The following is a 23,057-nucleotide window of genomic DNA, read 5'->3' on the forward strand; positions in this document are numbered from 1 at the left end:
CTCCAAAATTACGCATGTAAGCCAGAATGTAAGATAGCGGTTGCGCGTAGATCACGATACCAACGTTCAACAGGATGTTCCTTAGTAAAACCATGACCTCCTAAGATTTGAACACCATCTGTACCGATTTTCATTGATTTTTCGGCACAAAGTAATCGTGCCAGATAGGCTTCACGATGGAAGGGTTTACCCGTTTCAGCCAAGCTTGCCGCATTTAAAACCAACATACGCATAGCATCAATTTCAATGGCCATATCCGCAATCATGAAAGCAACACTTTGACGATGTGAAATCGGTTCACCAAAGGCGGTACGTTCATTGGCATACTTGATACAGTAAGCTTTGATTGCTTCTCCTGTACCAATCGCCATGGCGCACCACATTAAGTTTCCAAGGTCGATAAATGCAGTGTAATCAAAATCAGTATCGCCTAAACGTAAGGCAGGGGTCTGGTTGAATTGTAAGGTTGCTGTTTCTGCCGCCTTTAAACCCATTGCTGGATTAGCTTTGATTGCGATCGTTTCATTTGACTGTACAACAAAAATATCAGGTTGACCGTTGAACTCAGCACTGACAAGGAATACATCCGCAGTATCACCCAAAATTACCAACGTCTTTTCACCTGTAATGGTCATTTGTCCATTTTGTTCAGTTGCTTTGGTTTTTAACTGATATGGATTAAATGCAGGAGTCGCTTCTTGAAATGCAAATGTTGCCGTAACGTCGGTATCTTCTGCAAATACAGGTAGGTACATGGACTGCACTTGGGTAGAGCCCCAACGAGTAATTGAATTAATAACGCTAAATGTGCTGAGCAGACCTGCTGTTAAACTGAAATCACCTTTTGCCAAACTTTCTGCGATTAGTATATTACTGACAATATTTTGTTCTGCTGCCACACCACCTAATGCTTCAGGAAGTGCATAATAATTTAAACCGAGGTCAACCAAATGCTGCCAAAGTTGTTCTGGGAATTGAGCTTGATGATCAGCGTCATGCGCTAAAGCATATAAAACTTCTTCAGCGAATTGAGACATTGCATCAACCGTCATTTGCTGTTCTTCAGTCAGGCCGAGATCAAACAAATTTTTATTAACTTGATTCGGGAGGCGTTGCTTATCAATTGCTTGTGGTTTAAACGCTTTTTGTGTTTTATTCAGTACTTTAAAACCTGTTTTTGATCCTTGATATAATGATTTCTCTACAAATTTTCTTAATTTGAGCTGATCTAATACTTCGCTTCCTGCGATTTTAGTGATCAAAGATAGCCCAAAGCCTTGAGCTTTATTCATCATATTCGACATGATTTTATCCTAGAGGATGGTTGTAAAATTATGCTGACATGCTCTAGTCAAAAAAACTATGTCTTGTTTGACGTGCTAAATTAAGAAAGATAAAGGGTAAAATAATTCGTATATAGATTTTATGTTATTGTTTTTAAATGAATAAAAAAAATATCAGAAAAATAAATTTTAAAAAAAATGACCAAACTGACAAATCAGATTGGTCAAAATGACTTTAGATATAGTGCTTATGCAAACTGACGAATCATTTTTCGTACATTTGTCTTTGCTTCGATCACGGTCATAAACGTATATGCACCAATAAACTTACGGCTAATAAACATAAATTCTTTTGGTGGAACCGAGAAATAGCGCGATGCCATAGACTGTGCTGCCTGTTGCATGACACGACTATGGAGTTGGCTTTTTTTCCAATCGTAGCGATCTTGCTCATCCATTACACCTGCTGGCATGTCAGGATTGTTAGCTGGACAGCTAAATGCTTCTGTGGCGATAAGGAACACATCTGCCATACCTGGTTTGATACTTTCAGGCATTGCATCAAAGAACTCGTAGCCTGTCATCGCTTTAACCATTTCATCTTTGTTATGGTTATAACCAGCATGGATCAGGTTACGTGCAACAGTGAGCAAATTCTCATCGAACTGACGAATTGCACCAAAGTCGAGGAGAACGATTTTGTCCTTTACATCATCGCCGTTACCCAAACGAACAAGATAATTACCGAAGTTCGGATCGGTTTGCATTTCGCCCCATTCAAACAGCTCACGTACTGCAATTTCCAAAGAAGCTTCGCCTAATTGGTTACGACGTTCTTGGGGGAGGGAGAGCATGACAGGGCTATTTACAGGCACACCACGTTCAAAGGTCATGCACAACACTTTTTTAGCGCAAAATTCATCGACAATTTCAGGAACGATATAACGAGGATCATCTTTCAGGCGTGCAGCAAAGCGGCGAGTTGTCGCGGCTTCGATGTCATAGTCGACTTCTCGATGCATCATTTCACGAACTTCATCAAACCACTGATCAAATTCACGAGTTTGTGGCACCATACGTGTGAGTTTAAGCATGTTCTTAAATAGATTCATGTCAGAATCAATTGCTTCCGCCACACCAGGGTATTGAATTTTAAGAACCAGTTCTAAACCATCTGATTTACGTGTCGCACGATGAACTTGAGCAAGTGAGGCTGTACCGATTGGTTCATGATCAATCGTGAGTTCATCTAATTTTGAACCTAACTGTTCCTGTAAATGCGCTTTGATTGCAGGCCAAGCTAGTGCGATAGTTTGATTGTTCAGTGTATTTAATGCTTGTGTAATTTCTTCTGGTAGAAAATGTTCGCCGTATAAAGCCATCATTTGACCAATCTTTACGATTGATCCTTTTAGTTTTCCTATTTCAGAAACCAAATATTGTGCTTGTTCAGCCATGGCTTTTTTACGCTTCTTCTCTTTTTCTTCTTCACTGGAGAAAATAGAAGTCGCACTTGCAGTTGCCCAGCGTGTTCCAGCAAGTAAAGAGGCTTTTGCAATAGATAAGCGGCGATCCACGGATGAGGTTTTTAGGTTCTTAAGCTTATCGTTCTGATCTGACATGAAAGAAAAATCCTATGCTGAAATCGGAGGGTTGAAAGCCGAGACTTAAATTGTAGCGGATATTACAGCTTTTGAACGTATTAAAATAGTTCAATCTCTTGAATTATCAGTCTAAATTTGTGAATTAGGTCAATAAATCAGAATAGCCTAAGTAAAATTTAACTTTCAAATTTGGCTTTAGTATACAGATGTCCTAAATCCTAAACTGAATTTTTAGAGTAGATTTTCTCATTAAAGCAGCACGATTAGTATGAATATGAGCAATCAACATACGCTTTACATGACTATGATGAAAGCCTAAAGCATGAGCTTTCACAATAATGATACTGGGTAACGTAAAGAAAAAATACTTGGTGTCGTCTAAAGTCGCATTTTTAAAAATACCTTCTTCAATCAAAGTATTCCGAAGAAAAATTTTCTCTTCTTGCACAGTAGGAGATGACTCATCATCCCAATAATTGTGACGCATTGCCATCAAATTATTATGCTTATAACTCATCGGTGCTTGAGCTCATTCTGTTTACTATTAGCAAATATATGTGGTTAATTGAGTGTTTATCAAGAATAGATTTATCTCAAAAATAGCCTAAGTAAATTTAATCCTTAATTTTTAAATGCTACACTTATACTACTTTAATCACTAAAGCAAAGAACTGAAAAAAAATGACTCCAGCTTGTAAGTTATTAGAAAAAAATAAAATAGCATTCACAATTCATGAATATGAACATGATGTAAATGCAAAAAGTTTTGGCTTAGAAGCCGCAGAAAAACTCAATCTAAATGTAGATGAAGTATTCAAAACGCTAATGGTCACCAATGAAAAAAATTATTTCATCGCAGTTTTGCCAGTGAATTATCAATTAAATTTAAAAAAAGTTGCATCAGCAGTAGGGTGTAAGAAGTTACAAATGGCCAATCCAAAAGATGCTGAACGTTTAACTGGTTATTTAGTAGGTGGAATTAGTCCTCTAGGGCAGAAAAAACGACTCAAAACTGTAATAGATGAAACAGCGAAATCATTAAATAAGATCTATGTCAGTGGTGGAAAAAGGGGGTTGGACATTGGTCTTAACCCAATTGATCTAGCTAGGTTACTGGAAGCTACATTTTCAGATATTTTAGATTGTTAATATCTTTAAAAGGGCTATAAAACATAAAAGCCCTTTTTTATTTGATTTATAAAAACAATAAAAGAATGAATCATAATTAAAATATTTAATAATTAGAATTATTATCTTTTGTATTTTTCTTGATCTAAATTAATTTTTCACCATAAAAAACAAAGTATTAAGTTCAAAAAGCTAATTTGTTTTATAATTGCTATTATTAATGATAATTATTACTATTAATAATAGCAATTACGGTGAATAGCATTGTAATAAGGTTTGTTTAGAGCTCAAAACATTCGAAAAAAAATTAACTCTCTCTTTATAAGAGGATACCGACAGATGCAATCACTTGCCAATCGGTTGGCGATACAACACTTCGTCAACGCATATACGCAAGAAACTGGCAAAGGTCACTTTCTTAATAAAAATCAGCAAAGTCTGCAACAACATGCGTTTAGCCAAGGTTTGACGCTGTTATCAATCCCAATACATTCTATTCAAGCACAATGTAATTTTCCTTTATCTTATGTCAGTCGAGTCGGGAGACATCGCTTAGCAGATCTTCCACAAATTATTATTCATGGTCAAATCAAGACATTTAGTCCTGTTGCAATAGTCGGGTTATTGCTTGAAGAACTGGTTTTTGAATCGTCTATTCCATTAGATGCTGCATCTTTAGTAGAGAAGTGGATTCAAAGTCGTGATGCGCTACAACAGTTTTTAGCATACCGTGAAACTGATTTTGATGATTTGGTCAAAGCAGGGCAGAGTTTCATTGAAACTGAGCAGGCACTCATACTGGGGCATAGCATGCATCCAGCGCCGAAAAGTAGAACAGGTTTTGTACATGAAGATTGGTTAAAGTTTTCACCTGAACATAAGGGCAAGACACAACTACATTATTGGCTGGTGCATCAGGACTATATTTCCGAAGGTTGTGCTACGGATGAAAGTATTTCAGCTCAATTAAAAACAGCGTTACAGTGGTATTTGTCTGAAAATGATCTCAATCTGCTCAAGACTCACACCGAATATAAATTACTCCCATTACATCCTTGGCAAGCCCGCTATTTGCAGGGTAAAGCTTGGTTTGAACGTTTGAAGCAAACAGGGCAATTAATTGATTTAGGTTTACGTGGTTGGCAATTCTCTCCAACCACTTCTATCCGAACACTGGCGAGTTTTAATGCACCATGGATGGTCAAACCATCACTTTCAGTGATGATTACCAATTCAATTCGTGTCAATTTAGCCAAAGAATGCCATCGTGGTGAACTCACTCATCGTCTATGGCACAGTGAGTTTGGTCAGAATATTCTAAAAAAATTTCCAAGTTTAAAGGCAGTCAATGACCCAGCTTGGATTGCCTTAAAAATTGATGATGAAGTGGTGAATGAAAGTATCTGTATTTTCCGTGATCAGCCATTTCATCCTCAACAGCAAGTCACTTGTATTGCATCCTTGTGTCAGGATCATCCAAGCAAATCTTTAAATCGTTTTAATGCTTTATTTGCAAAAATTGCAAAAGCACATCACGAAACCGATTTCTCAGAAATTGCTTTGGATTGGTTTAATCGTTTCCTTGAAGTCAGTTTGCAACCCTTGATGTATGTCTATCATCGCCATGGCATGGCATTTGAATCACATCAGCAGAATGTGCTGTTGGAACTAGAGAATCATTTCCCAAAAACCTTATGGCTACGTGATAACCAAGGTTTTTATTATATTGAAGAGTTTGCAACTGAAATTCTGCAAGCGCTGCCTGAGCTAAAAGAAAAAGCGTTTGCCGTCGGGCCTAAAGATTTCGTGGATGAACGTTTTAGTTATTATTTCTTTGGCAATACCTTGTTCGGCATTATCAATGCGATTGGTGCAACTGGCTATATTACTGAAGATGAATTACTTGGGTATCTAACAAGTTTCTTGCAGGAACAATTACAGCAATATCCAGACAGTACCTTATTACAGGGATTATTGTTCAATGCAACCTTGCCTTATAAAGGTAATTTGCTCACACGTTTACATGAATTAGATGAGCTGATTGCGCCTGTAGAAAACCAATCTGTCTATGTCGAACTGCCAAATCCACTGTGTATTTCACAGAAGGATGTCAGTTATGCTTGATTTTATTGGAATTGGTTTAGGGCCATTTAATCTGAGTCTGGCCAGCCTGCTGCATAATAAAAGCACACTTAACTATGCAATTTTCGAACAGAAAGCTCAGTTTGACTGGCATGCAGGGATGCAGTTACCCAATACGGTATTGCAAGTGCCGTTTATGGCAGATCTGGTCTCAATGGTTGATCCAACCAGCCCATTTAGCTTTTTGAATTATCTGCGTCATCAGCAACGCTTATATAAATTTTACTTTTTAGAACAGCCGCATATTCCACGTTGTGAGTATAACCATTATTGCCAATGGGTTGCAGAACAACTTGATTGTATCGAATATCAATCTCGTGTCTTGAGGATTGAACCCCAAACGATAGGTTTTAAATTAGTCGTTGAATCAAATGGTGTTCAGCAAAGTTATTTATGCCGTCATTTAGTGATTGGAAGTGGTAATGTGCCATTTTTGCCTGAATGTTTGGCAAAGATTCAGAAAGTCTGTCCGCAACAATGTCTGCATTCAGCACAGTATATGACGCATGCAGATACAGATTTACATGGCGATGTTGTTGTACTAGGTTCGGGGCAATCCGCAGCTGAAGTGTTTATCGACTTGTTTGACGAACAGCAAGATACCGACAATCATCAGTTTGATTTGCATTGGTTTACTCGTTCTCAAGGTTTCTTCCCAATGGAGTATGCGCCATTAGGTTTAGAACATTTTAGCCCTGATTATGCACAACATTTTTATGATTTGTCTGCACAGCAGAAAGAGCAGCAGTTAAAGCAACAAGCCTTGTTATACAAGGGGATTAGTGCAAAAACCATTCGGGAAATTTATCAAAGACTTTATCACCGTAGCATTGCAGGCCAAAGCATACAGACACATTTGCATAGTCAATGTGATTTGAAAGATGCAGAAGCATTGGATACACAAAAAATCCGATTGCATTTCGAACATCGTGCTACAGCTCAGTCTTTTCATCTCGACTGTGATTTTCTTGTAGCCGCAACGGGTTATTTCACACCTGATTTTGGTTTTATGCAATTGCTTAAGCCATACATCGAATTTGATCATAAACAGCGTTTGCAGATTACAGAAGACTATCGAGTTGTACACAGGTTGAATGGTCATATCTTTGTTCAAAATCAAGAAATGCATAGTCATGGTGTCGGCACGCCTGATTTAGGTCTTGGTGCTTATCGTGCAGCAACGATCATTAATCAATTGCTTGCGGAGCCTCTTTATGAATTAGGCAATCAAGCGCAGACATTTCAACACTTTAATCTCTCTCAAAATCCAAAAATTTGTATGGCAGATGACAAAGCACAATCAAAAGAGTGCCTTTGCGAAAATTCTGCTAATAAAAACCATTCAATTTTCAAGAAAACAGAACAGAACGTGATGACGGCGCATCCTAATCGTCGTGGTGCAAACACACGTACACAAACTGCTTCTGTACATTCAACATATGAGAAACTGATATGAACTTTGCAACTTTAAAAATTAATCAGCAGCAATGGCGTGCCGCAGGGCAACGTCTTATTGAAATGGCGATTGCAGAGTTTCTATATGAAGAAATTATTGAAGTTAAAGCATTGTCAGCAGGACGTTATCAGTTAGATTTAGGCAATCGTCAGTATGAGTTTCAAGGAAATCAATATCTACTCGGACACTGGAATATTCAGGAAGCTTCGGTACGTGATGTGACTCATAGTCAGGAAAATGATCAACCTGCTTGGAACTTACATGAGTTTATTGTCGCAATGTCTGACAAGGCAAATGTAAAGCCATTCACCAAAGCATATTTGATTAAGGAAATGAATAATACATGGTTGGCAGAAGCGCATCTATTCAATGAAGCGCGTTTACCAAGCACAGCAGTGCTGACTGAACCACACTATAAAGTTGAAGGCATGCTACGTGGTCACCCTTGGCTGATTATGAGCAAGGGCCGTATGGGCTTTGGTTATGATGATTATTTAAGTGCTGCACCAGAACTTTCTCCTGAAGTTAAAGTGTTGTGGTTAGCTGTACATCGTGATTTAGCAGAGTATCGAAGTACTGAAGATTGGAGTGCATGTGGTTTATATCAACATGAATTTGATGCCAATGAACTACAGCAATTCATCAATATTCTCCAAGAAAAAAATCTAGACCCTCAAAATTATTTTTTGATTCCCGTACATGCATGGCAATGGCACCAATGGCTCGTGCCAACTTATGCCAATGAAATTGTCGACCAAAAAATTATTGAGCTGAACATTAGCCAAGACAGCTATGTACCAATGCAGTCTATTCGGACATTATGCAACACATCAAACCTACAACGTCATTACATTAAACTGCCAGTCAGTATCTTTAATACCGCTGTCTATCGTGGATTGCCGTCTAAGCGTAACCTTGCAGCGCCAGCAGTAACTGCATGGTTAAAGCAAATTCATCAGCAAGATCAAGACTTACAGAATACAGGTGTGATTTTCTTAGGTGAGGTTGCAACTTTAACCATTCACCAGCCATGTTTTGACCGCATTGACGGCGCACCATATCAATTTAAAGAACTATTCGGTTGCTTATGGCGTGAAAGTGTCGATCGCTATGTTGATCAATCTCAACAAGTGCTTTCTCAGGCAGCACTTTTGCATCGAGATATTTCAGGTCAATCGATTCTAAGTGTACTGATTCAAGCGTCTGGTTTGAGTCCTTTGGCATGGTTAGCACAATTTGCCCAAATCTGCCTCAGTCCGTTACTGCTTTGCCTGTATCGCTATGGCTTGGCTTTTTCACCGCATGGTGAAAACACCATGTTGGTACATGAAAATGGTGTGCCAAAAGCCTTGGTATTAAAAGACTTCATTGATGACATCAATTTAGTGGATGAAGATTTCCCTGAATTGGCTCAATTCCCATCTGAAGGCGGTTTGTTATTACGTCATGAAGCAACAGATTTAAGTCATTTTATTTTCACTGGGCTGTTCATGGTGCATTACCGTTATATCTGTAATGTGTTCTTACAAGATTATCCAGAATATTCAGAACTTGATTTTTGGCAGACCATTTCCAACACCATTGTTGCGTTTAACCAACAGCATCCAGAACTGGCTGAACGAGCTGAAAAATTTGCGATGCTGCGCCCAACTTACACCAAAATTTGTTTAAACCGTGTTCGTTTATTTACCACCAGTTATAACGATGAAGCAGAGCGTCCAGTACCGGTATTCCTTGATCCAATCCCGAACCCCGTCAGTCCTGAAACATTGGCTGAATGGTCGATTCAGCAAACTGAATCGAAAGCGGGTTAAGCCTTCTTCTAAATTTTATAAAGGTTCGATATGAAAACAATTTCTCAGCAATTACCTGACTACTTTGAATACCACGAAGATGGAACACAGTATTACTTACGTCAAGTGCAATATCCCCAAGATATTCCTTTGTTACATAAGTGGATGCATGAGCCACATGTAATTCCGCAGTGGCAATTGAATAAGTCGGAACTGGATTTACAGGTTTACTTCGACAAGATGCTGGCAGATGACCATCACCGTTTATTAATCGTCGGAATTGATGGCAAAGATGTGGGCTATACCGAAATTTATGAAGGTAAACGTGATCGTTTAGGTCGTTATTACGAAGGTGATGCCAATGATCTCGGTTGGCATTTGCTATTTGGTGATAAATCTGTGTTTGGTAAGGGCTTTTTACGTCCAACCATTCGTTTGCTCAGCTTCTATATTTTTGAACATTCACAAGCGAAAAAAATTGTGGGTGAGCCAGATCATACCGTTAAACCTTATGCAGCAGTGGTGGCAGAGCTTTGTTATGAAAGCCAACGTTTAATACCGATGCCTGAAAAAACAGCGATGTTGTACTACTGCTTTAGAGAAACTTTCTATAACAAGTTTGGGGAATATTACCAAACATCACAACAACAGCTAGCAGATCAGCCAGCCAAATTCCTGAGTGTTACATGAGCTTATATATCAATGAAATGCATATCTTAGACATGCGCTTTGCGGCGAATGTCTCTGTTGCAGAATTTGAACAATGGTTAGCACGGATTCAGCACTATTTCGAACATCAGCGAAATTTTGTGTTGATCATGCAAACCGATGCAAATACAGAATTTCCGGAGGAATATAGAGCAATCCAAGGCAAGTGGTATAAACAATATAAACAAGATTTTTACCAATATTGCTTGGGTTTTGCTCGTATTGCTCAAGATGAAGAAGATCGTATTCGATTGGATACACCAGCTCTGCACAAAGCTTGGCATGTTCCATATTTTGTGAGCGTAGATAAAGCTGAAGCCACACAATGGGCTTTGCAGAGGTATTTATGAATCAAAATTCATTAAATATTCAGAAAGTCTCAGCCTTGAGCCTGAGTGTCGTGGTGGTTTTATATCTCGCGCATGCCTTACCACTGTATTTTTATAATGTGGCCTTACCTGCGATTCTGCGTCATCAAGGCGTAGATTTACGTTGGATTGGCATGTTGTCGCTGCTCTATATTCCTTGGGCATTCAAGTTTTTTTGGGCACCACTAATTGATCGTTTTTATTTCAAAAAACTCGGTAAACGTAAAACTTGGCTTTTGTTTACGCAAATAGCTTTGGTGTTGGGGGTCGTTGCTTTGGCACTTACCCAATTCGATTACGGTCTTGGTGTATTTGTTATTGTCGGTTTATGGATTTCAACTTTTGCTGCAACTCAAGATATCGCAATTGATGGCTATACCGTCGAAACCTTTTCAGAGTCTGAATATCGCTTAGGAAGCATGGCACAAAGCATCGGCGTTGCGCTCGGTAGTATGGTGGGTGGAGCAGCAACTTTATGGCTGTATGAGCTTTATGGTTGGCAAACTGCACTGATTTCCTTAGCCGCTATGACAGCATTGACGATGTTGGCTATTTTCCAAATTAAAGAAAAATCAAATGCAGAGAAAATCTCAAAACAGCAGCCAAGTTTGATCCGTGCATTTAAACGTCCAGAAATGTTATGGGCATTAGCCTTGATCGTATGTTATCGCGTGGTTGAAGCCCCAGCCATTGCCATGCTGAATCCGATGTTGATCGATCAAAAATGGTCCTTGGCAGAGATTGGGGTGCTGATGTCTGTGATCGGTGCGGGTATTGGTTTATTGGCAGCAGTTACAGCTGCATTCCTGTTAAAAAAAATCGCAGCAACGCAATTACTGATTTGGGCTGGTTGGGCACGCAGTTTGGTGTATGCCTTACTGGGCATCGCGGTCTTACTCAGCTGGTTTAATCAGTGGCAAATGTTATTGGGGCTATTTGTTGTGGTTATTTTGGCGATTCGTTACGTCGCAATGACTGCTTTATATGCGCACTTCATGCATACCAGCTCTCAGGAACAAGCTGGAACAGACTTTACCATTTTGGTCTGTTTTGAACTCCTAGTTTATTTCATTGGCGGTGCAATGTCTGGTTTCTTGGCCAAAGCATTTGGCTATGGAAATTTCTATCTCATTCTCGCAGCAGCATCTGTGTTGAGTGTCTTGCTCAGCCAAGTGTTAATCCTTAAAGCAAAACAAACGGAACAACTCACCTAGGGGTAATTTATGAAAGTACGTTCACTTTCGACATCATTAACGCTGTTAAGCTTAGCAATCAGTACTCAGCTATATGCTCAAACAGTTGAAACAGATGCATCTGTTCAAACGACTGCTGCTGTAACAAGTCAGAAACCAACCCAACTTGCACCTATTGTACTGACAGCATCGCGTTCAGCACAAAGTATTGCTGAAATTGCAGGTACGGTGTATCGCATTGAACAAGAAGATATTGCAAAACAAGCCGCTGCGGGTAAAAGTACAGCAGATATTTTAGGTTTATTAGTTCCATCGCTAACACCAAGTTCTGGTACTACCAGTAACTATGGAATGACCATGCGTGGCCGTACAGTCCAATATATGATTGATGGTGTACCACAAACGGGTTCGCGTGATAGTTCACGTCAATTAAATAGTATTAGCCCTGATATGATTGAGCGTGTTGAAGTGGTCTCTGGTGCAAGTAGTATTTATGGTTCTGGTGCAACAGGCGGTATCATCAATATCATTACTAAAAAAGGGTCGACCGATGGGGTTCATTTTGAATCCAAACTCGGTGTAACGTCAGGCGATAACTTTAAAAGTGATGCTTTGGCTTATGAAGCATATCAATCTGCTGCGTTTAAACAAGGCGATTGGAATGGTTTCTTAGGAGCAAGCTATACCAAACGCGGTGAGATTCAAGACAGCCACGGTGACCGAATTGGACCTGAAGTCGCACAAACGGATCGTCAAGATACGGAAACTATCGATGTTAATGGGCGTTTAGGTTGGCAGTTTGCTGACAAGCAAAGTATTAGCGTTGGTGCGCAATATTATAATGATGAACAAGACAGTGACTATGGTGCAGATTATGGACCAGGTTTAGCTGTTTTATTGGTTAAAGGTGCAAAACCAAACCAGAAAGCAGTCAAAGGTTTGGAACTTAATACTCAGCCAAGAACGAAACGTGCAGCAGTCAATGCACAATATGAAAACCAAGATTTCTTTGGTCAGACTTTAAATGCGGAGGCTTACTATCGAACTGAAAAAGGTAGATTCTATCCGAGTGCAAATACTTTGGCACATTCATCAATTGCAGGAGGAGGAACATATATTGTTACCCAGTCTGAGACGGATATTGATGTATTTGGTGCAAGGTTGGCGTTACAGAGTAAACTGGACCTTGCAGAGCGAGCTTTACATTTAACATATGGAATGGATTTTGATAAAGAAAAAGGCAAAGCAACAGCCCAGTTATATGATTTGAATACATTTATGAGTAGTAATGGTTTGAAATTCAAACCATTAAATAATTATGATTTTGGTCCAGATGTAGATACTGAGAAGCTTGGTTTCTTCTTACAGAGTCAATTTGAAGTCACTGATCACTTAAACCTACAAGCAGGCGTGCGCCATGAACGAATTGATAGCCAAGTGCAGGATTCTGTTCCTTATTCTGAAGCGATGGTTGCAGACTTCGTCTCAGGATATAGTCCTAAAACTTTAAATGGTGGTTCGGTCAAGCATGATGCAACTTTATTTAACTTAGGTGCAGTTTATCATTTAACAGATGCTCAACAAGTCTTTGCCAATTTCTCTCAAGGTGCAAACTTACCAGACGTACAACGTATGCTCAGAGACGTTCCAGCAAACTTTGTTGTAAGCAATCAAACCATTGATCCAATTAAAGTGAATAGTTTTGAGCTAGGTTGGCGTCTACAAGACAATGCGTTAACCACAGGGCTTACGGCATTCTATAACAAGTCGGATAAATCTTTGAAATTTGGTCCACCAAACTTTGCAATCGAAGTGATTGATACCGATGAACGTGTTTATGGCCTAGAAGGCAATGTGAAGTATGCGGTGACTGATGCATGGAATGTCGGTGGTACTTTAGCTTATACACGTGGTCAATTTAAAAATACAAATGGAAAATGGCAAGAGTTAGATGCGATTCGTGTAGCACCCTTAAAAGGTACCGTATATTCAGATTGGCAATTTAATGATGGTCTAGGTTTACGCGTTCAAACTCTGGCTGTTGGGGGTACGGATAAAGCGTGTAAAGATGCAATTAAGTATGGAAGCCGTCCACCAGCAGAAATTAAAGGTTTTGCAGTGATGGATGTGATTGCTAATGCGAAAGTTGGCCCAGGAACGGTAGGCTTTGGTGTTTATAACGTTTGGAATACAGAATATAAAACCGTATTTAGTCAAGCAGCTGAAGCTGTATATGGTCCTATCTCTAGCCTGCCTGCACAAGGTCGTACTTATGGTTTGAGTTATACCCTCAAATACTAATCTAATCAAAAAGGCATCTGTTTTAGATGCCTTTTTTTGATGAATTCCATGATGAACAATCATTTAAAATTTTTAGCTTTGGCTGCGTTAATCAATGGAACGTGTTTTTCCATGATACTTCCTTTACTGGCACCTTTGACTCGACAGCTACATTTATCCGAATTCCAAGGTGGAGTGATCGTTTCAGCAGGAGCGATCTTTATGGCGATCGCGTCAATATGGGTTGCTAAGAATAAAAGTAATCAATCTCCAGAAAATCTAGTGAATTATGGTTTTATGGGAATGACCATAACATGGGCGCTTTTTACTTTCATACTGGCTTTGGGCTTAGATGCAATTTTGTCTTCAGTATTGATTTTTATTTTATTGGTTTTAAGTCGTGCATCGACTGGCATTTTTATGGCAATGCCACAAATTGGTCTACAAAGTTATGTCATGACAGAATCAACTGAAACAACGACTCGTAGCAAGAATATGGCATTGTTTGGTGCGATGAACAGCTTTGGTATGATTGTCGGACCTTTGGCGACTTCGTTATTATTGTATGGTGGACTATTATTTCCGATGTGGTTCGCGGTTGCTTTACTGGCATTAGTCAGTTTGGCACTCAGTATGTTTTTTAAGAAAAAGAGTGATATACGGTCAGATGCAGATAAGCCATCAGAACAAAGTTCAAATATAGTTTTGAATCAGCAAAATATTATCAAGCAAAGTTTAATTTGGTTGGCTTTAGGTTTTTCTACTTATGTTGCAATCGTGACATTAAACATGACTGCTGGATTTTATATCCAAGATAAATTCTTTCTGAGTAGTCAGCAAAGCGCAGTGTATTTCTCCCAATGTATGGTTGTTGTGGGTATCTGTCTGGTAGTGACACAGTTGCTGATCGTAAAAGTGATTAAGCTGCAACTACATAGTCTTGTATTAATCGGCATTTTGACCATGTGCTTTGGGTTGCTACTATCTCTTTATGCACAAAGTATTGTGGTATTTCAAGCCAGTTATATTTTCTATGGTATTTCAGTCGCTTGCTTATTACCTGCATTTACAACAGGGGCAGCACAAGCAGTTACACAAGATTCACAAGTTAAAATGGCAGGATATTGCACTGCAACTCAAGCTTTTGGCTTGATTTTTGCTCCTCTGGTTAGCACTTATTTATATCAATTTGATCAAAATCTACCTTTCTATTTTTTATTCGCTTTAATGATATTGGTTGGGATATGTATAGGGTGGGTTTTAGTCAAAAAGGGAGAAGAAGTGAGTTCTTTTGTCGAAGATTAAACGCTTAGTGTGATTAAAAATCATTCATATATTCTTTTAAAAAGCAAGGAAACTTACATAACTACATCTTAGGACGTAAACATAGATGGTTGTTTGGTTGTTTATTAATCAAATTTATTTCATTTATTTAACGGTCGAAATTTAAGCTCATTTCTGGGTTAGCCTATTAGAAGTAAAACAATATAAGAGGAGTAAAGATGCTTATTTTTCATGATTATCCTGTTCAAGGCGCACTTTTTGACATGGATGGAACAATGTTTGATACCGAGCGCCTGCGCTTCCAGACATTGAAACAGGCATCAAAAGAGCTGATTGGACAGGAATTTTCAGATGAATATTTGATGCAGTGTCTCGGCTTAAGTGCCAAAGCATCGGAGCAACTGGCACAAAAGTTTTATGGTACAGATGTTCCTTATACTGCCATTCGCAAACGTGCAGATGAGGTGGAATTGGAGTCTGTACGTAAAAATGGTGTGCCGATTAAAAAAGGTTTGGTTCAAGTTTTAGAACGTTTAAGAAAGTCTGGTCTAAAAATGGCAGTTGCGACCTCAAGTCGTCGAGCAATTGCAGAAGAATATCTAATTAATGCCAATGTTTATAAATTTTTTGATTTGTTGGTTTGTGGGGATGAAGTTGAAAAAGGAAAACCGCATCCAGAAATCTTTTTAAAAGCGGCGCAGAAGCTAAATTTACAACCGCAACAATGTTTAATGTTTGAAGATTCGGAAAACGGGATTTGTTCAGCCTATGAAGCTGGTGGTATCACGATTTTATTCAAAGATATTAAAGAACCCAATGATCATATGCTCTCTAAAGCAAATTTCTATTATCAGGACATGTATGAGTGCCTGAATGCTTTGGATCAATATATTCCTGAAATGGGCATGCCACAATTACAAGAATTATTTCCGCAAAGTGTCAATCAATTGACTGTTGGGATTCATGGCTTTGGTGCCATTGGTGGGGGATATGTAGCACAGATCCTGTCCTATTGGGATGGTTACACACGCCCAAAACGGATTCTGGCATCAACCCGAAATCGTCTTTATTTGGAATCCGTGAACAGTTTTGGCAGCTATAGTATTCGATATGGTCAGTCTTCCTATGATGAGCGTATTGATAATCTCACTGTGATTGATGCTGACAATGAACAGCAGATGTTAGAGATGTATATGCAATCTAGCCTGATCGCACTGTGTTTGCCAGAACAGGCAATTGAGTCCGAGGCGAAAACGATTGCGAAGGGACTATTGGCCCGTTTTATGTCAGCTGATGCAGACAACAATGAGCCGATTACCTTTTTGATTATTCTGAATAAAGTGTGCGCAAAGTATTTGGTCTTAAAACATATCCGTGAAGCCTTACTTTCCATGACGGATGAAGATATTGCAGAACATATTTTAAGTGAACATTATTTTTGCGATACCGTGGTCAATCGAATGGTGTCAAAACTGACGGATCAGGCCTTATATCGTCAGCTCAATATCAAGCACAATTTATTTAAACAATATCAAAATGATTTCAATCCAGAAACGATTGAACTTTCAGAGGAAACCGCTCTGACTGAAAAGCAAGAACAGCAGATCACTTACTGTTTAGAAGACATGCGTGGGCAATTCCAAACAGGGCAATTCCTACAAAATATGGATTTGATCCTATTCCATAGTGAAATGGATATGCCGATTTACGTGGAAAATCGCAGTCCATTGTTGAGCAAAATGCGTCAAATGATTTTAGTTGATCAGATTTCTGAGATTCAAATCATTAAAAATCGGCTATGGAATGGCTGTCATGCCATGTTGGCGTGGTATGCCAGTGCACTTGGACATGAAACCATTGGTATCGCTATGGCTGATCCAAAAATCATGAAATATGCAGAGCAGGTGGTCAACGAAGTTAAATTGGGTTTGGCCAATATGATTCCCAACCAAGCCAAAGAACTGGATCGGATGGCGGAAAGTTTTCTGCATTCTTGCCGAGCCGCCTATAAAGATCCATGTGAGCGTGTAGCTCGTGATCCGCTTAGAAAACTCAATCTGAATGAGCGTGTTTTAGGCAGTTTAGAATCTCATGTGCAGCAACAACTTCCTTACCAGAAGTTAATGCAAGGTGCAATTTATGGCTATGCCTATGCGCTGAAAATGCTTGAGCTGGACGAGATTAAGATTGTAAAACATGTCCAGACCAATATTGAGCATATGGACATCACTGAAAATCAGAAGAAAGCCTTATTAAACCAGCTCTATCACGGAATTCAGGCGCAACTCAATGATAATGCATTCATGTTACAGTTGGAGGAATTGAAACCGCTAACTGTATAAGCGGCAATGATCACGGTGAAAGTACCTTAACTTCTATCTGGGTTTATGTTTGAATAACGCAACTTTATCTATGATGCTGAAGTTGTGTTATTAGAAGCAGACACCCAACTGATTGCAACTGAAATGCGTGATTATCCCGAATGGCACAAGGGTCGTTCAGATTATGGGCTTTGGTATATAGAGATTGACCAACCTGAATTGATTCAATATTTAGATGAAATCCAAGCACAATTTTCAAATCTATTGCTTCCTGCACAGCAACGCCAATATCACATTACTTTATTTGTGTGTGGTTTCTTGCAGCCTGCTGTCAAGCAATACGACGATGATTTTCAGATTCAACAATTACAACAGCAGATCAAGCTGATTGAAGCATTACAGCTCACAACTTTTGAGCTAGAAATTAGGCAGATAGATAGCTTTAGCAGTGCTTTATTCTTGCATATCAAAGATCAAGATCATGTGCTGGCTCAAATTCGTCAACAATTTGCTCAAGTATCTGGGGAAATTGCAGCACTCGAATATTGTCCGCATATTACTTTAGGCTTGTATCGTGAAGCTTGGCTGAGTGATATTGTACTTGAGCGGATAGAACAACTTTCAATAAAAACTATAAATATTGAGGTCAAAAAACTGACTTTTGGTTATTATAAGGCACAGATTTTACAAGGATTCCTATATCCTTATCAGCAAATTGAACTAGGTTAGACATGTTGCAACTAATTTTAGGTGGGGCGCGCTCAGGTAAAAGTCGTTTGGCAGAACAAACAGCCAAAGAGACAGGTTTATCGGTCATTTATATTGCAACGGCGCAGGCCTTAGATACTGAAATGCAGCAGCGTATTGCGCATCATCAACAACAACGTCCTGATGATTGGCAATTGTGTGAAGAACCTATTTTTCTTGCGGATCAGCTGTTGCAATTAGATCAAGATAATCAAGTGATCTTGGTGGATTGTTTGACCTTATGGCTCACCAATTTATTGTTATCCGATCATGCTGAATTACAACAGCAGCAAACAGACAAATTTTTAAACCTATTACCCCAACTCAAATCACATATTATTTTAGTGAGTAACGAAACTGGACTGGGTGTCGTTCCTATGGGTGAAATTAGCCGCCGATTTGTGGATGAAGCGGGACGGTTACATCAAGCTTTAGGGCAATTAGCAAATAAAGTGGTGTTCTGTGTGGCTGGTTTCCCAATGATTTTAAAAGATGAGAAATAATATGACTCAACAAGCACAATGGTTTTTAGCCGCAGTACAACAACCTGATCTAGATGTAAAACAACAAGCTGAGCAACGTCAACTTCAATTGACCAAACCAACAGGCGCATTAGGTGATTTAGAGCAAATTGCGATTAATTTATCTGCTTTACAAAGAACAGTTTTCCCTAAAATTAACAAACCTTGGATTACTATTTTTGCTGGTGATCATGGTGTTGTAGCAGAAAATGTTTCAGCCTATCCTCAAGCAGTAACTCGTCAAATGTTGCAAAACTTTGCTTCGGGTGGTGCAGCAATTAGTGTAATTGCTAAACATCATCATGCCCATTTACAAGTGATTGATTGTGGGACAGTAGGCGATAGTTACAATTATGTTGGCGTTGAATGCCATACTATTCGTGCTGGCACTGCTAATTTTGTAGAGCAAGCTGCGATGACCAACAGAGAGTGTTTAGCAGCGTTAGAGCTGGGTAAAAATAGCGCCGATCTTGCTAAGGCGAAAGATGCGGATATTTTTATTGCAGGTGAAATGGGAATTGGCAATACCTGTTCAGCTTCAGCACTTGCTTGTTTGTTGCTGAGCGAATCAGCCCAGCAAGTTACAGGTTTAGGAACAGGAATTAATATTGAGCAATTACAACATAAAATAAAAGTGATTGATCAAGCAGTAAAGCTTCATAGAGCAAATGTGGCCAATGATGCATTAAAAATTTTGGCTGCTGTAGGTGGTTTGGAAATCGCTGCAATCACAGGGGCTTATTTACGATGTGCGCAAATTGGTTTACCTATTATCGTCGATGGCTTTATTAGTTCGGTCGCAGCTTTATGTGCAGTACGTATTCAACCACAAAGCCGTGAGTGGATGCTTTTTGGACATCAATCAGCGGAATATGGTCATCAGCGTGTTCTAAAAGAATTGGATGCCCAACCAATCTTAGCAATGAATTTACGTTTAGGGGAAGGCAGTGGTGCTGGTGCGGCATTATCTATGATTCAGCTTGCCTGTGTCTTACATAATCAAATGGCAACATTTGCTGAAGCTGCTGTAACAGGTCACAAAGTTGCAGATTGATTTACTGCGACATGGTGAAACGACTTTAAGCCATACGCTACGTGGGCACTTGGATGATGATTTGACTGAACAGGGTTGGTTGCAAATGCAATCAACCATTCAGCAGTACATCACTACTCCAGTGGATTGGGATGTGATTATCAGTTCACCTTTGCGGCGTTGTCGTCGCTTTGCAGAGCATTTGGCAGATCAGCTCGGATTGCCAATGCGGGTCAATGAGCATATCAAAGAAATGTATTTTGGTGATTGGGAGGGTATTTCCACCCAAGTAATTTATGAAGCTGAACCTGAGCGATTAGCAAATTTTTGGCAATTTCCGACTCAATATCATGCGCCGAATGGTGAATCTTTAACCCAGTTTCAACAAAGAATTTTCATTGGTTTTGAGCAGATTTATACTCAAATACAAGAACAAAATGGGCAAAAGGCTTTAGTCATTACACATGGTGGCGTCATCAAATTACTTACCTGTTTAGCACGCCAACAAAACTTAGATGATTTATTAAAAATGCCTGCTGAACTGGGCAAGCTCTATCAACTTGAATGCTCTAAAAGATTAGATGAGATGTATTTTGAAGAAAAACATTGATAAATAAGTAATAAGAGATTTTTCGATCATCACACACTGCCATAAAATTGTAATCGAACTGTCATTACTACTGCCTATGATACATGTCATTTCTTAAACGATAAGCAAATTCATTATGAATATATTATTGAAAAGCAGTCTGTTATGTGCAAGTATCTTATTGGCAGCATGTGATAATAATGAGCAACAATCACAGTCTAGCCCGGAACAAAATACCTCATCAAAATATTATCAAACCAAAACACCATACCAACCACAACAAGATCTAAAAAAATACGAAGCGATTCCACAAGGTTTTAAACCTATTTTTACAGAGTTAGTCGCACGTCATGGTTCTCGAGGATTATCGAGCATTAAATATGATTTGGCACTTTATAATTTATGGAAACAAGCCAAGGCTGAGAATGCTTTAACACCTTTAGGTGAAAAACTAGGTGCTGATTTAGAAAATATGATGAAAGCAAATATTTTGCTGGGTTACGGCGTAGATGGGATTCGCCAGTATGGATATGGCAATGAAACGATGCTTGGTATTCAAGAACATCGAGGTATCGCAGACCGTCTTTTACAGCGTCTACCTGAGCTATTTAAAACAGCAGCGACACAACCTGAATCTATTTTAGTTCAAAGCTCAGGCGTAGATCGTGCGGTTGATAGCGCCAAGTTTTTTACTGCTGAATTGATTCAACAACAACCGCAATTGAAGAATCAAATTACACCTACGTCATATACAAGTTTGGTCAGTACCAGTATTCCATCTATTGAGGATGGCGGTGTAGATCGTTTTAAACTTTATTTCCATAGCTTGAATAAAGATCAAGATTTAGCTAAGCTATTATCAACTCAGCAACAAGCAATTTATGATTCTAGCCAAGCTTATCAGCAGTTTGAAGAAGAAAATACCGATTTAACCAATAAACTCAAAGAAATTGAAAAAGATACTCGTGCAGAACAAGTTGCGCTGAGTGTGCTTAACCCAATTTTTAAGCCTGAATTTATCAAAAAATTAGGTACAACAGGCTATACCTTTAGTAATAGCGGCACTTATACCGTGATATCGCCAAAAGGTGAAACCATTACAGAAAAAGGTAAAGGGAAAAATACCATTGCAAGTGCTGTAGACGCAGCAGCTTATCTTTATGAGCTGTATTCAATTTCTGGTGGCATGCAGCTTGAATTAAAAAATGTAAATTTTGATCAATATATGCCTGTAGATGCTGCAAAATTCTATGCTGAATTTAACGATGCAAATGATTTTTATGAGAAAGGGCCAAGCTTTCAAGAATCAAATGCTGTCACCAGTAACATTGCTCAAGGTCTAAAACAAGATTTGTTTAAGCAAGTAGATGCAATTGTCGATAAACAACAGTCCCACCGCGCGGTATTACGCTTCGCACATGCAGAAATCATTATTCCACTGGCGACTAGTTTGGAGTTACATGACATGATGCAGCCTTTGCCTTTACGTCAAACCTATAACTACAGCAATAGTACGTGGAGAGGTGAAGTAGTATCGCCAATGGCAGCGAATTTACAGTGGGATATTTACCAAAATGCTCAAGGCACAACTTTGGTAAAAATGCTCTACAATGAAAAAGAGACCTTGTTTAAATCATCATGTAAATATGCACAATATAGTACCAACAGTTTCTATTATGATTATTTGAAACTCAAACAATGTTATCAAATTCAATAATCTAGTTGATTCATCATTTTAATTTGGGAATAGGGTTCTATTCCCATTTTTGTTTCTTCATAATCTGTAAATCATCAATATTGTTTGATAGAGATTTTTTGCATGACAGCTTTTTGGATTGCCTTGCAATTTTTGACAGTTTTGCCGATTAACTTAAAAACAATGCCTAATGCAAAACAAAATGGTCAAGCGATTTTATTTTATCCATTTGTGGGTTTGTTGATTGGGCTGATTCTGTTTGCTTCATCTCTAGTTTTAGTCAAGCTGCCAATTTTATTGATTGCCAGCATCATTTTAGTGTTATGGATTTGGCTCACAGGTGGACTTCACCTAGATGGTTTAGCCGATACAGCCGATGCTTGGGTCGGTGGTTTTGGTGATCCTGAGCGTACACTCAGAATTATGAAAGACCCAAACTGTGGTCCAATTGGTGTGCTAAGTCTTGTTGTAGTTTGTTTACTCAAGTTTGCTGCGCTGTATGTACTGCTTGAGCAGCATCTCAATGCTTTTTTGATTCTGGTTCCAATGCTTGGGCGTAGTGTTCCATTATTTTTATTTCTAACCACAGCTTATGTTCGTGATAAAGGGCTAGGACGTTCAATTACTGATTTTATTCCAAAGAAACTTACATGGACTATTTGTGTCATTACAATTGCATTACTTTGTGTGTTTAAATGGTTAGGATTGGTGACTTTTATCTGCTTTATTGCTGTATTGTTTTATTTAAGAGCCTTGTTTATCAAAAGAATTGGTGGGATTACTGGTGATACTGTTGGCGCTGCAATTGAGCTGGTTGAGACAGGTTTAATACTAAGTTTTGTGATGGCTTCATTTTATATTTAACAGGTTTAATTCTAAAACATTGATCCTCCTTAAACTAAGAAGGATCA

At 38.8% G+C, this 23,057-nt stretch carries 19 protein-coding genes; 16 read left to right on the plus strand and 3 right to left on the minus strand.

From position 1 onward, the window contains the following. Positions 1–8: 8 nt before the first annotated feature. From ABLB98_RS06950 to ABLB98_RS06960, 3 genes are all read right to left on the minus strand, one after another. A complete protein-coding gene (locus ABLB98_RS06950) occupies positions 9–1,295 on the minus strand; it encodes an acyl-CoA dehydrogenase family protein (RefSeq protein ID WP_348882994.1) in 1,287 nt (428 codons plus the stop codon). A gap of 236 nt (positions 1,296–1,531) precedes the next feature. Beyond that, positions 1,532–2,905 (minus strand): AarF/ABC1/UbiB kinase family protein, encoded by a 1,374-nt coding sequence (locus ABLB98_RS06955; protein ID WP_348882949.1) that lies wholly within the window; start codon positions 2,903–2,905, stop codon positions 1,532–1,534. Between the two features lie 193 nt (positions 2,906–3,098). Next, positions 3,099–3,404: a hypothetical protein gene (locus ABLB98_RS06960; RefSeq protein WP_087537074.1), complete on the minus strand. Its 306-nt coding sequence runs from the start codon at positions 3,402–3,404 to the stop codon at positions 3,099–3,101. A 164-nt stretch (positions 3,405–3,568) separates the two neighbouring features. Here ABLB98_RS06960 and ybaK point away from each other — a divergent pair, with 164 nt between their 5' ends. The 16 genes from ybaK to ABLB98_RS07040 all read left to right on the plus strand — a co-directional run bounded on the left by ybaK (position 3,569) and on the right by ABLB98_RS07040 (position 23,010). After that, entirely contained in the window at positions 3,569–4,036 is a 468-nt protein-coding gene (ybaK, locus tag ABLB98_RS06965) for a Cys-tRNA(Pro) deacylase (protein WP_087548017.1), read from the plus strand. 318 nt (positions 4,037–4,354) lie between these two features. Continuing rightward, on the plus strand, positions 4,355–6,139 hold the full coding sequence (locus ABLB98_RS06970; RefSeq protein WP_348882948.1) for an IucA/IucC family protein: 1,785 nt from the start codon (positions 4,355–4,357) through the stop codon (positions 6,137–6,139). Further along, a complete protein-coding gene (gene acbB, locus ABLB98_RS06975; protein ID WP_348882947.1) occupies positions 6,132–7,613 on the plus strand; it encodes an acinetoferrin biosynthesis monooxygenase AcbB in 1,482 nt (493 codons plus the stop codon). The genes ABLB98_RS06970 and acbB overlap by 8 nt, the downstream gene beginning before the upstream one ends. Next, positions 7,610–9,427 (plus strand): acinetoferrin biosynthesis protein AcbC, encoded by a 1,818-nt coding sequence (acbC, locus tag ABLB98_RS06980; RefSeq protein ID WP_087548020.1) that lies wholly within the window; start codon positions 7,610–7,612, stop codon positions 9,425–9,427. The genes acbB and acbC overlap by 4 nt, the downstream gene beginning before the upstream one ends. 30 nt (positions 9,428–9,457) lie before the next feature. Continuing rightward, positions 9,458–10,096, plus strand: a complete 639-nt coding sequence (gene acbD / locus ABLB98_RS06985) for an acinetoferrin biosynthesis acetyltransferase AcbD (protein WP_087548021.1) — start codon at positions 9,458–9,460, stop codon at positions 10,094–10,096. Further along, the gene (gene actB / locus ABLB98_RS06990) at positions 10,093–10,464 is read left to right on the plus strand and encodes a protein ActB (protein WP_004281762.1); all 372 of its coding nucleotides are present in this window, start codon (positions 10,093–10,095) and stop codon (positions 10,462–10,464) included. The genes acbD and actB overlap by 4 nt, the downstream gene beginning before the upstream one ends. Next, entirely contained in the window at positions 10,461–11,696 is a 1,236-nt protein-coding gene (locus ABLB98_RS06995) for an MFS transporter (protein ID WP_348882945.1), read from the plus strand. The genes actB and ABLB98_RS06995 overlap by 4 nt, the downstream gene beginning before the upstream one ends. 9 nt (positions 11,697–11,705) lie before the next feature. Beyond that, positions 11,706–13,976, plus strand: a complete 2,271-nt coding sequence (locus tag ABLB98_RS07000; RefSeq protein ID WP_348882944.1) for a TonB-dependent receptor — start codon at positions 11,706–11,708, stop codon at positions 13,974–13,976. Positions 13,977–14,027: 51 nt separating this feature from the next. Next, positions 14,028–15,260, plus strand: a complete 1,233-nt coding sequence (locus tag ABLB98_RS07005; protein ID WP_348882992.1) for an MFS transporter — start codon at positions 14,028–14,030, stop codon at positions 15,258–15,260. Between the two features lie 197 nt (positions 15,261–15,457). Further along, complete coding sequence (mtlD, locus tag ABLB98_RS07010; protein ID WP_348882942.1) at positions 15,458–17,581, plus strand: bifunctional mannitol-1-phosphate dehydrogenase/phosphatase; 2,124 nt, start codon at positions 15,458–15,460, stop codon at positions 17,579–17,581. Positions 17,582–17,665: 84 nt separating this feature from the next. Further along, positions 17,666–18,289: a 2'-5' RNA ligase family protein gene (locus tag ABLB98_RS07015; protein ID WP_348882940.1), complete on the plus strand. Its 624-nt coding sequence runs from the start codon at positions 17,666–17,668 to the stop codon at positions 18,287–18,289. Between the two features lie 2 nt (positions 18,290–18,291). Continuing rightward, a complete protein-coding gene (gene cobU, locus ABLB98_RS07020) occupies positions 18,292–18,810 on the plus strand; it encodes a bifunctional adenosylcobinamide kinase/adenosylcobinamide-phosphate guanylyltransferase (RefSeq protein ID WP_005160251.1) in 519 nt (172 codons plus the stop codon). Between the two features lies 1 nt (position 18,811). Next, positions 18,812–19,882: a nicotinate-nucleotide--dimethylbenzimidazole phosphoribosyltransferase gene (gene cobT, locus ABLB98_RS07025; RefSeq protein ID WP_087548027.1), complete on the plus strand. Its 1,071-nt coding sequence runs from the start codon at positions 18,812–18,814 to the stop codon at positions 19,880–19,882. Next, positions 19,872–20,471, plus strand: coding sequence for a histidine phosphatase family protein (locus ABLB98_RS07030; protein WP_087548028.1), 600 nt, complete (start codon positions 19,872–19,874; stop codon positions 20,469–20,471). The genes cobT and ABLB98_RS07030 overlap by 11 nt, the downstream gene beginning before the upstream one ends. 115 nt (positions 20,472–20,586) lie before the next feature. After that, positions 20,587–22,167: a histidine-type phosphatase gene (locus ABLB98_RS07035; RefSeq protein ID WP_348882938.1), complete on the plus strand. Its 1,581-nt coding sequence runs from the start codon at positions 20,587–20,589 to the stop codon at positions 22,165–22,167. 102 nt (positions 22,168–22,269) lie between these two features. Next, positions 22,270–23,010, plus strand: coding sequence for an adenosylcobinamide-GDP ribazoletransferase (locus tag ABLB98_RS07040; protein WP_348882936.1), 741 nt, complete (start codon positions 22,270–22,272; stop codon positions 23,008–23,010). The last annotated feature ends 47 nt before the right edge of the window (positions 23,011–23,057 follow it).

The organism is Acinetobacter yuyunsongii (assembly GCF_041021915.1).
Taxonomy (GTDB): domain Bacteria; phylum Pseudomonadota; class Gammaproteobacteria; order Pseudomonadales; family Moraxellaceae; genus Acinetobacter.

What these genes read in the sequence shown, in the direction of transcription:
- ABLB98_RS06950 (WP_348882994.1), bottom strand. Translation starts at nt 1,295, where the DNA reads ATGATGAATAAAGCTCAAGGCTTTGGGCTATCTTTGATCACTAAAATC.
- ABLB98_RS06955 (WP_348882949.1), bottom strand. Translation starts at nt 2,905, where the DNA reads ATGTCAGATCAGAACGATAAGCTTAAGAACCTAAAAACCTCATCCGTG.
- ABLB98_RS06960 (WP_087537074.1), bottom strand. Translation starts at nt 3,404, where the DNA reads ATGAGTTATAAGCATAATAATTTGATGGCAATGCGTCACAATTATTGG.
- ybaK (WP_087548017.1), top strand. Translation starts at nt 3,569, where the DNA reads ATGACTCCAGCTTGTAAGTTATTAGAAAAAAATAAAATAGCATTCACA.
- ABLB98_RS06970 (WP_348882948.1), top strand. Translation starts at nt 4,355, where the DNA reads ATGCAATCACTTGCCAATCGGTTGGCGATACAACACTTCGTCAACGCA.
- acbB (WP_348882947.1), top strand. Translation starts at nt 6,132, where the DNA reads ATGCTTGATTTTATTGGAATTGGTTTAGGGCCATTTAATCTGAGTCTG.
- acbC (WP_087548020.1), top strand. Translation starts at nt 7,610, where the DNA reads ATGAACTTTGCAACTTTAAAAATTAATCAGCAGCAATGGCGTGCCGCA.
- acbD (WP_087548021.1), top strand. Translation starts at nt 9,458, where the DNA reads ATGAAAACAATTTCTCAGCAATTACCTGACTACTTTGAATACCACGAA.
- actB (WP_004281762.1), top strand. Translation starts at nt 10,093, where the DNA reads ATGAGCTTATATATCAATGAAATGCATATCTTAGACATGCGCTTTGCG.
- ABLB98_RS06995 (WP_348882945.1), top strand. Translation starts at nt 10,461, where the DNA reads ATGAATCAAAATTCATTAAATATTCAGAAAGTCTCAGCCTTGAGCCTG.
- ABLB98_RS07000 (WP_348882944.1), top strand. Translation starts at nt 11,706, where the DNA reads ATGAAAGTACGTTCACTTTCGACATCATTAACGCTGTTAAGCTTAGCA.
- ABLB98_RS07005 (WP_348882992.1), top strand. Translation starts at nt 14,028, where the DNA reads ATGAACAATCATTTAAAATTTTTAGCTTTGGCTGCGTTAATCAATGGA.
- mtlD (WP_348882942.1), top strand. Translation starts at nt 15,458, where the DNA reads ATGCTTATTTTTCATGATTATCCTGTTCAAGGCGCACTTTTTGACATG.
- cobU (WP_005160251.1), top strand. Translation starts at nt 18,292, where the DNA reads ATGTTGCAACTAATTTTAGGTGGGGCGCGCTCAGGTAAAAGTCGTTTG.
- cobT (WP_087548027.1), top strand. Translation starts at nt 18,812, where the DNA reads ATGACTCAACAAGCACAATGGTTTTTAGCCGCAGTACAACAACCTGAT.
- ABLB98_RS07035 (WP_348882938.1), top strand. Translation starts at nt 20,587, where the DNA reads ATGAATATATTATTGAAAAGCAGTCTGTTATGTGCAAGTATCTTATTG.
- ABLB98_RS07040 (WP_348882936.1), top strand. Translation starts at nt 22,270, where the DNA reads ATGACAGCTTTTTGGATTGCCTTGCAATTTTTGACAGTTTTGCCGATT.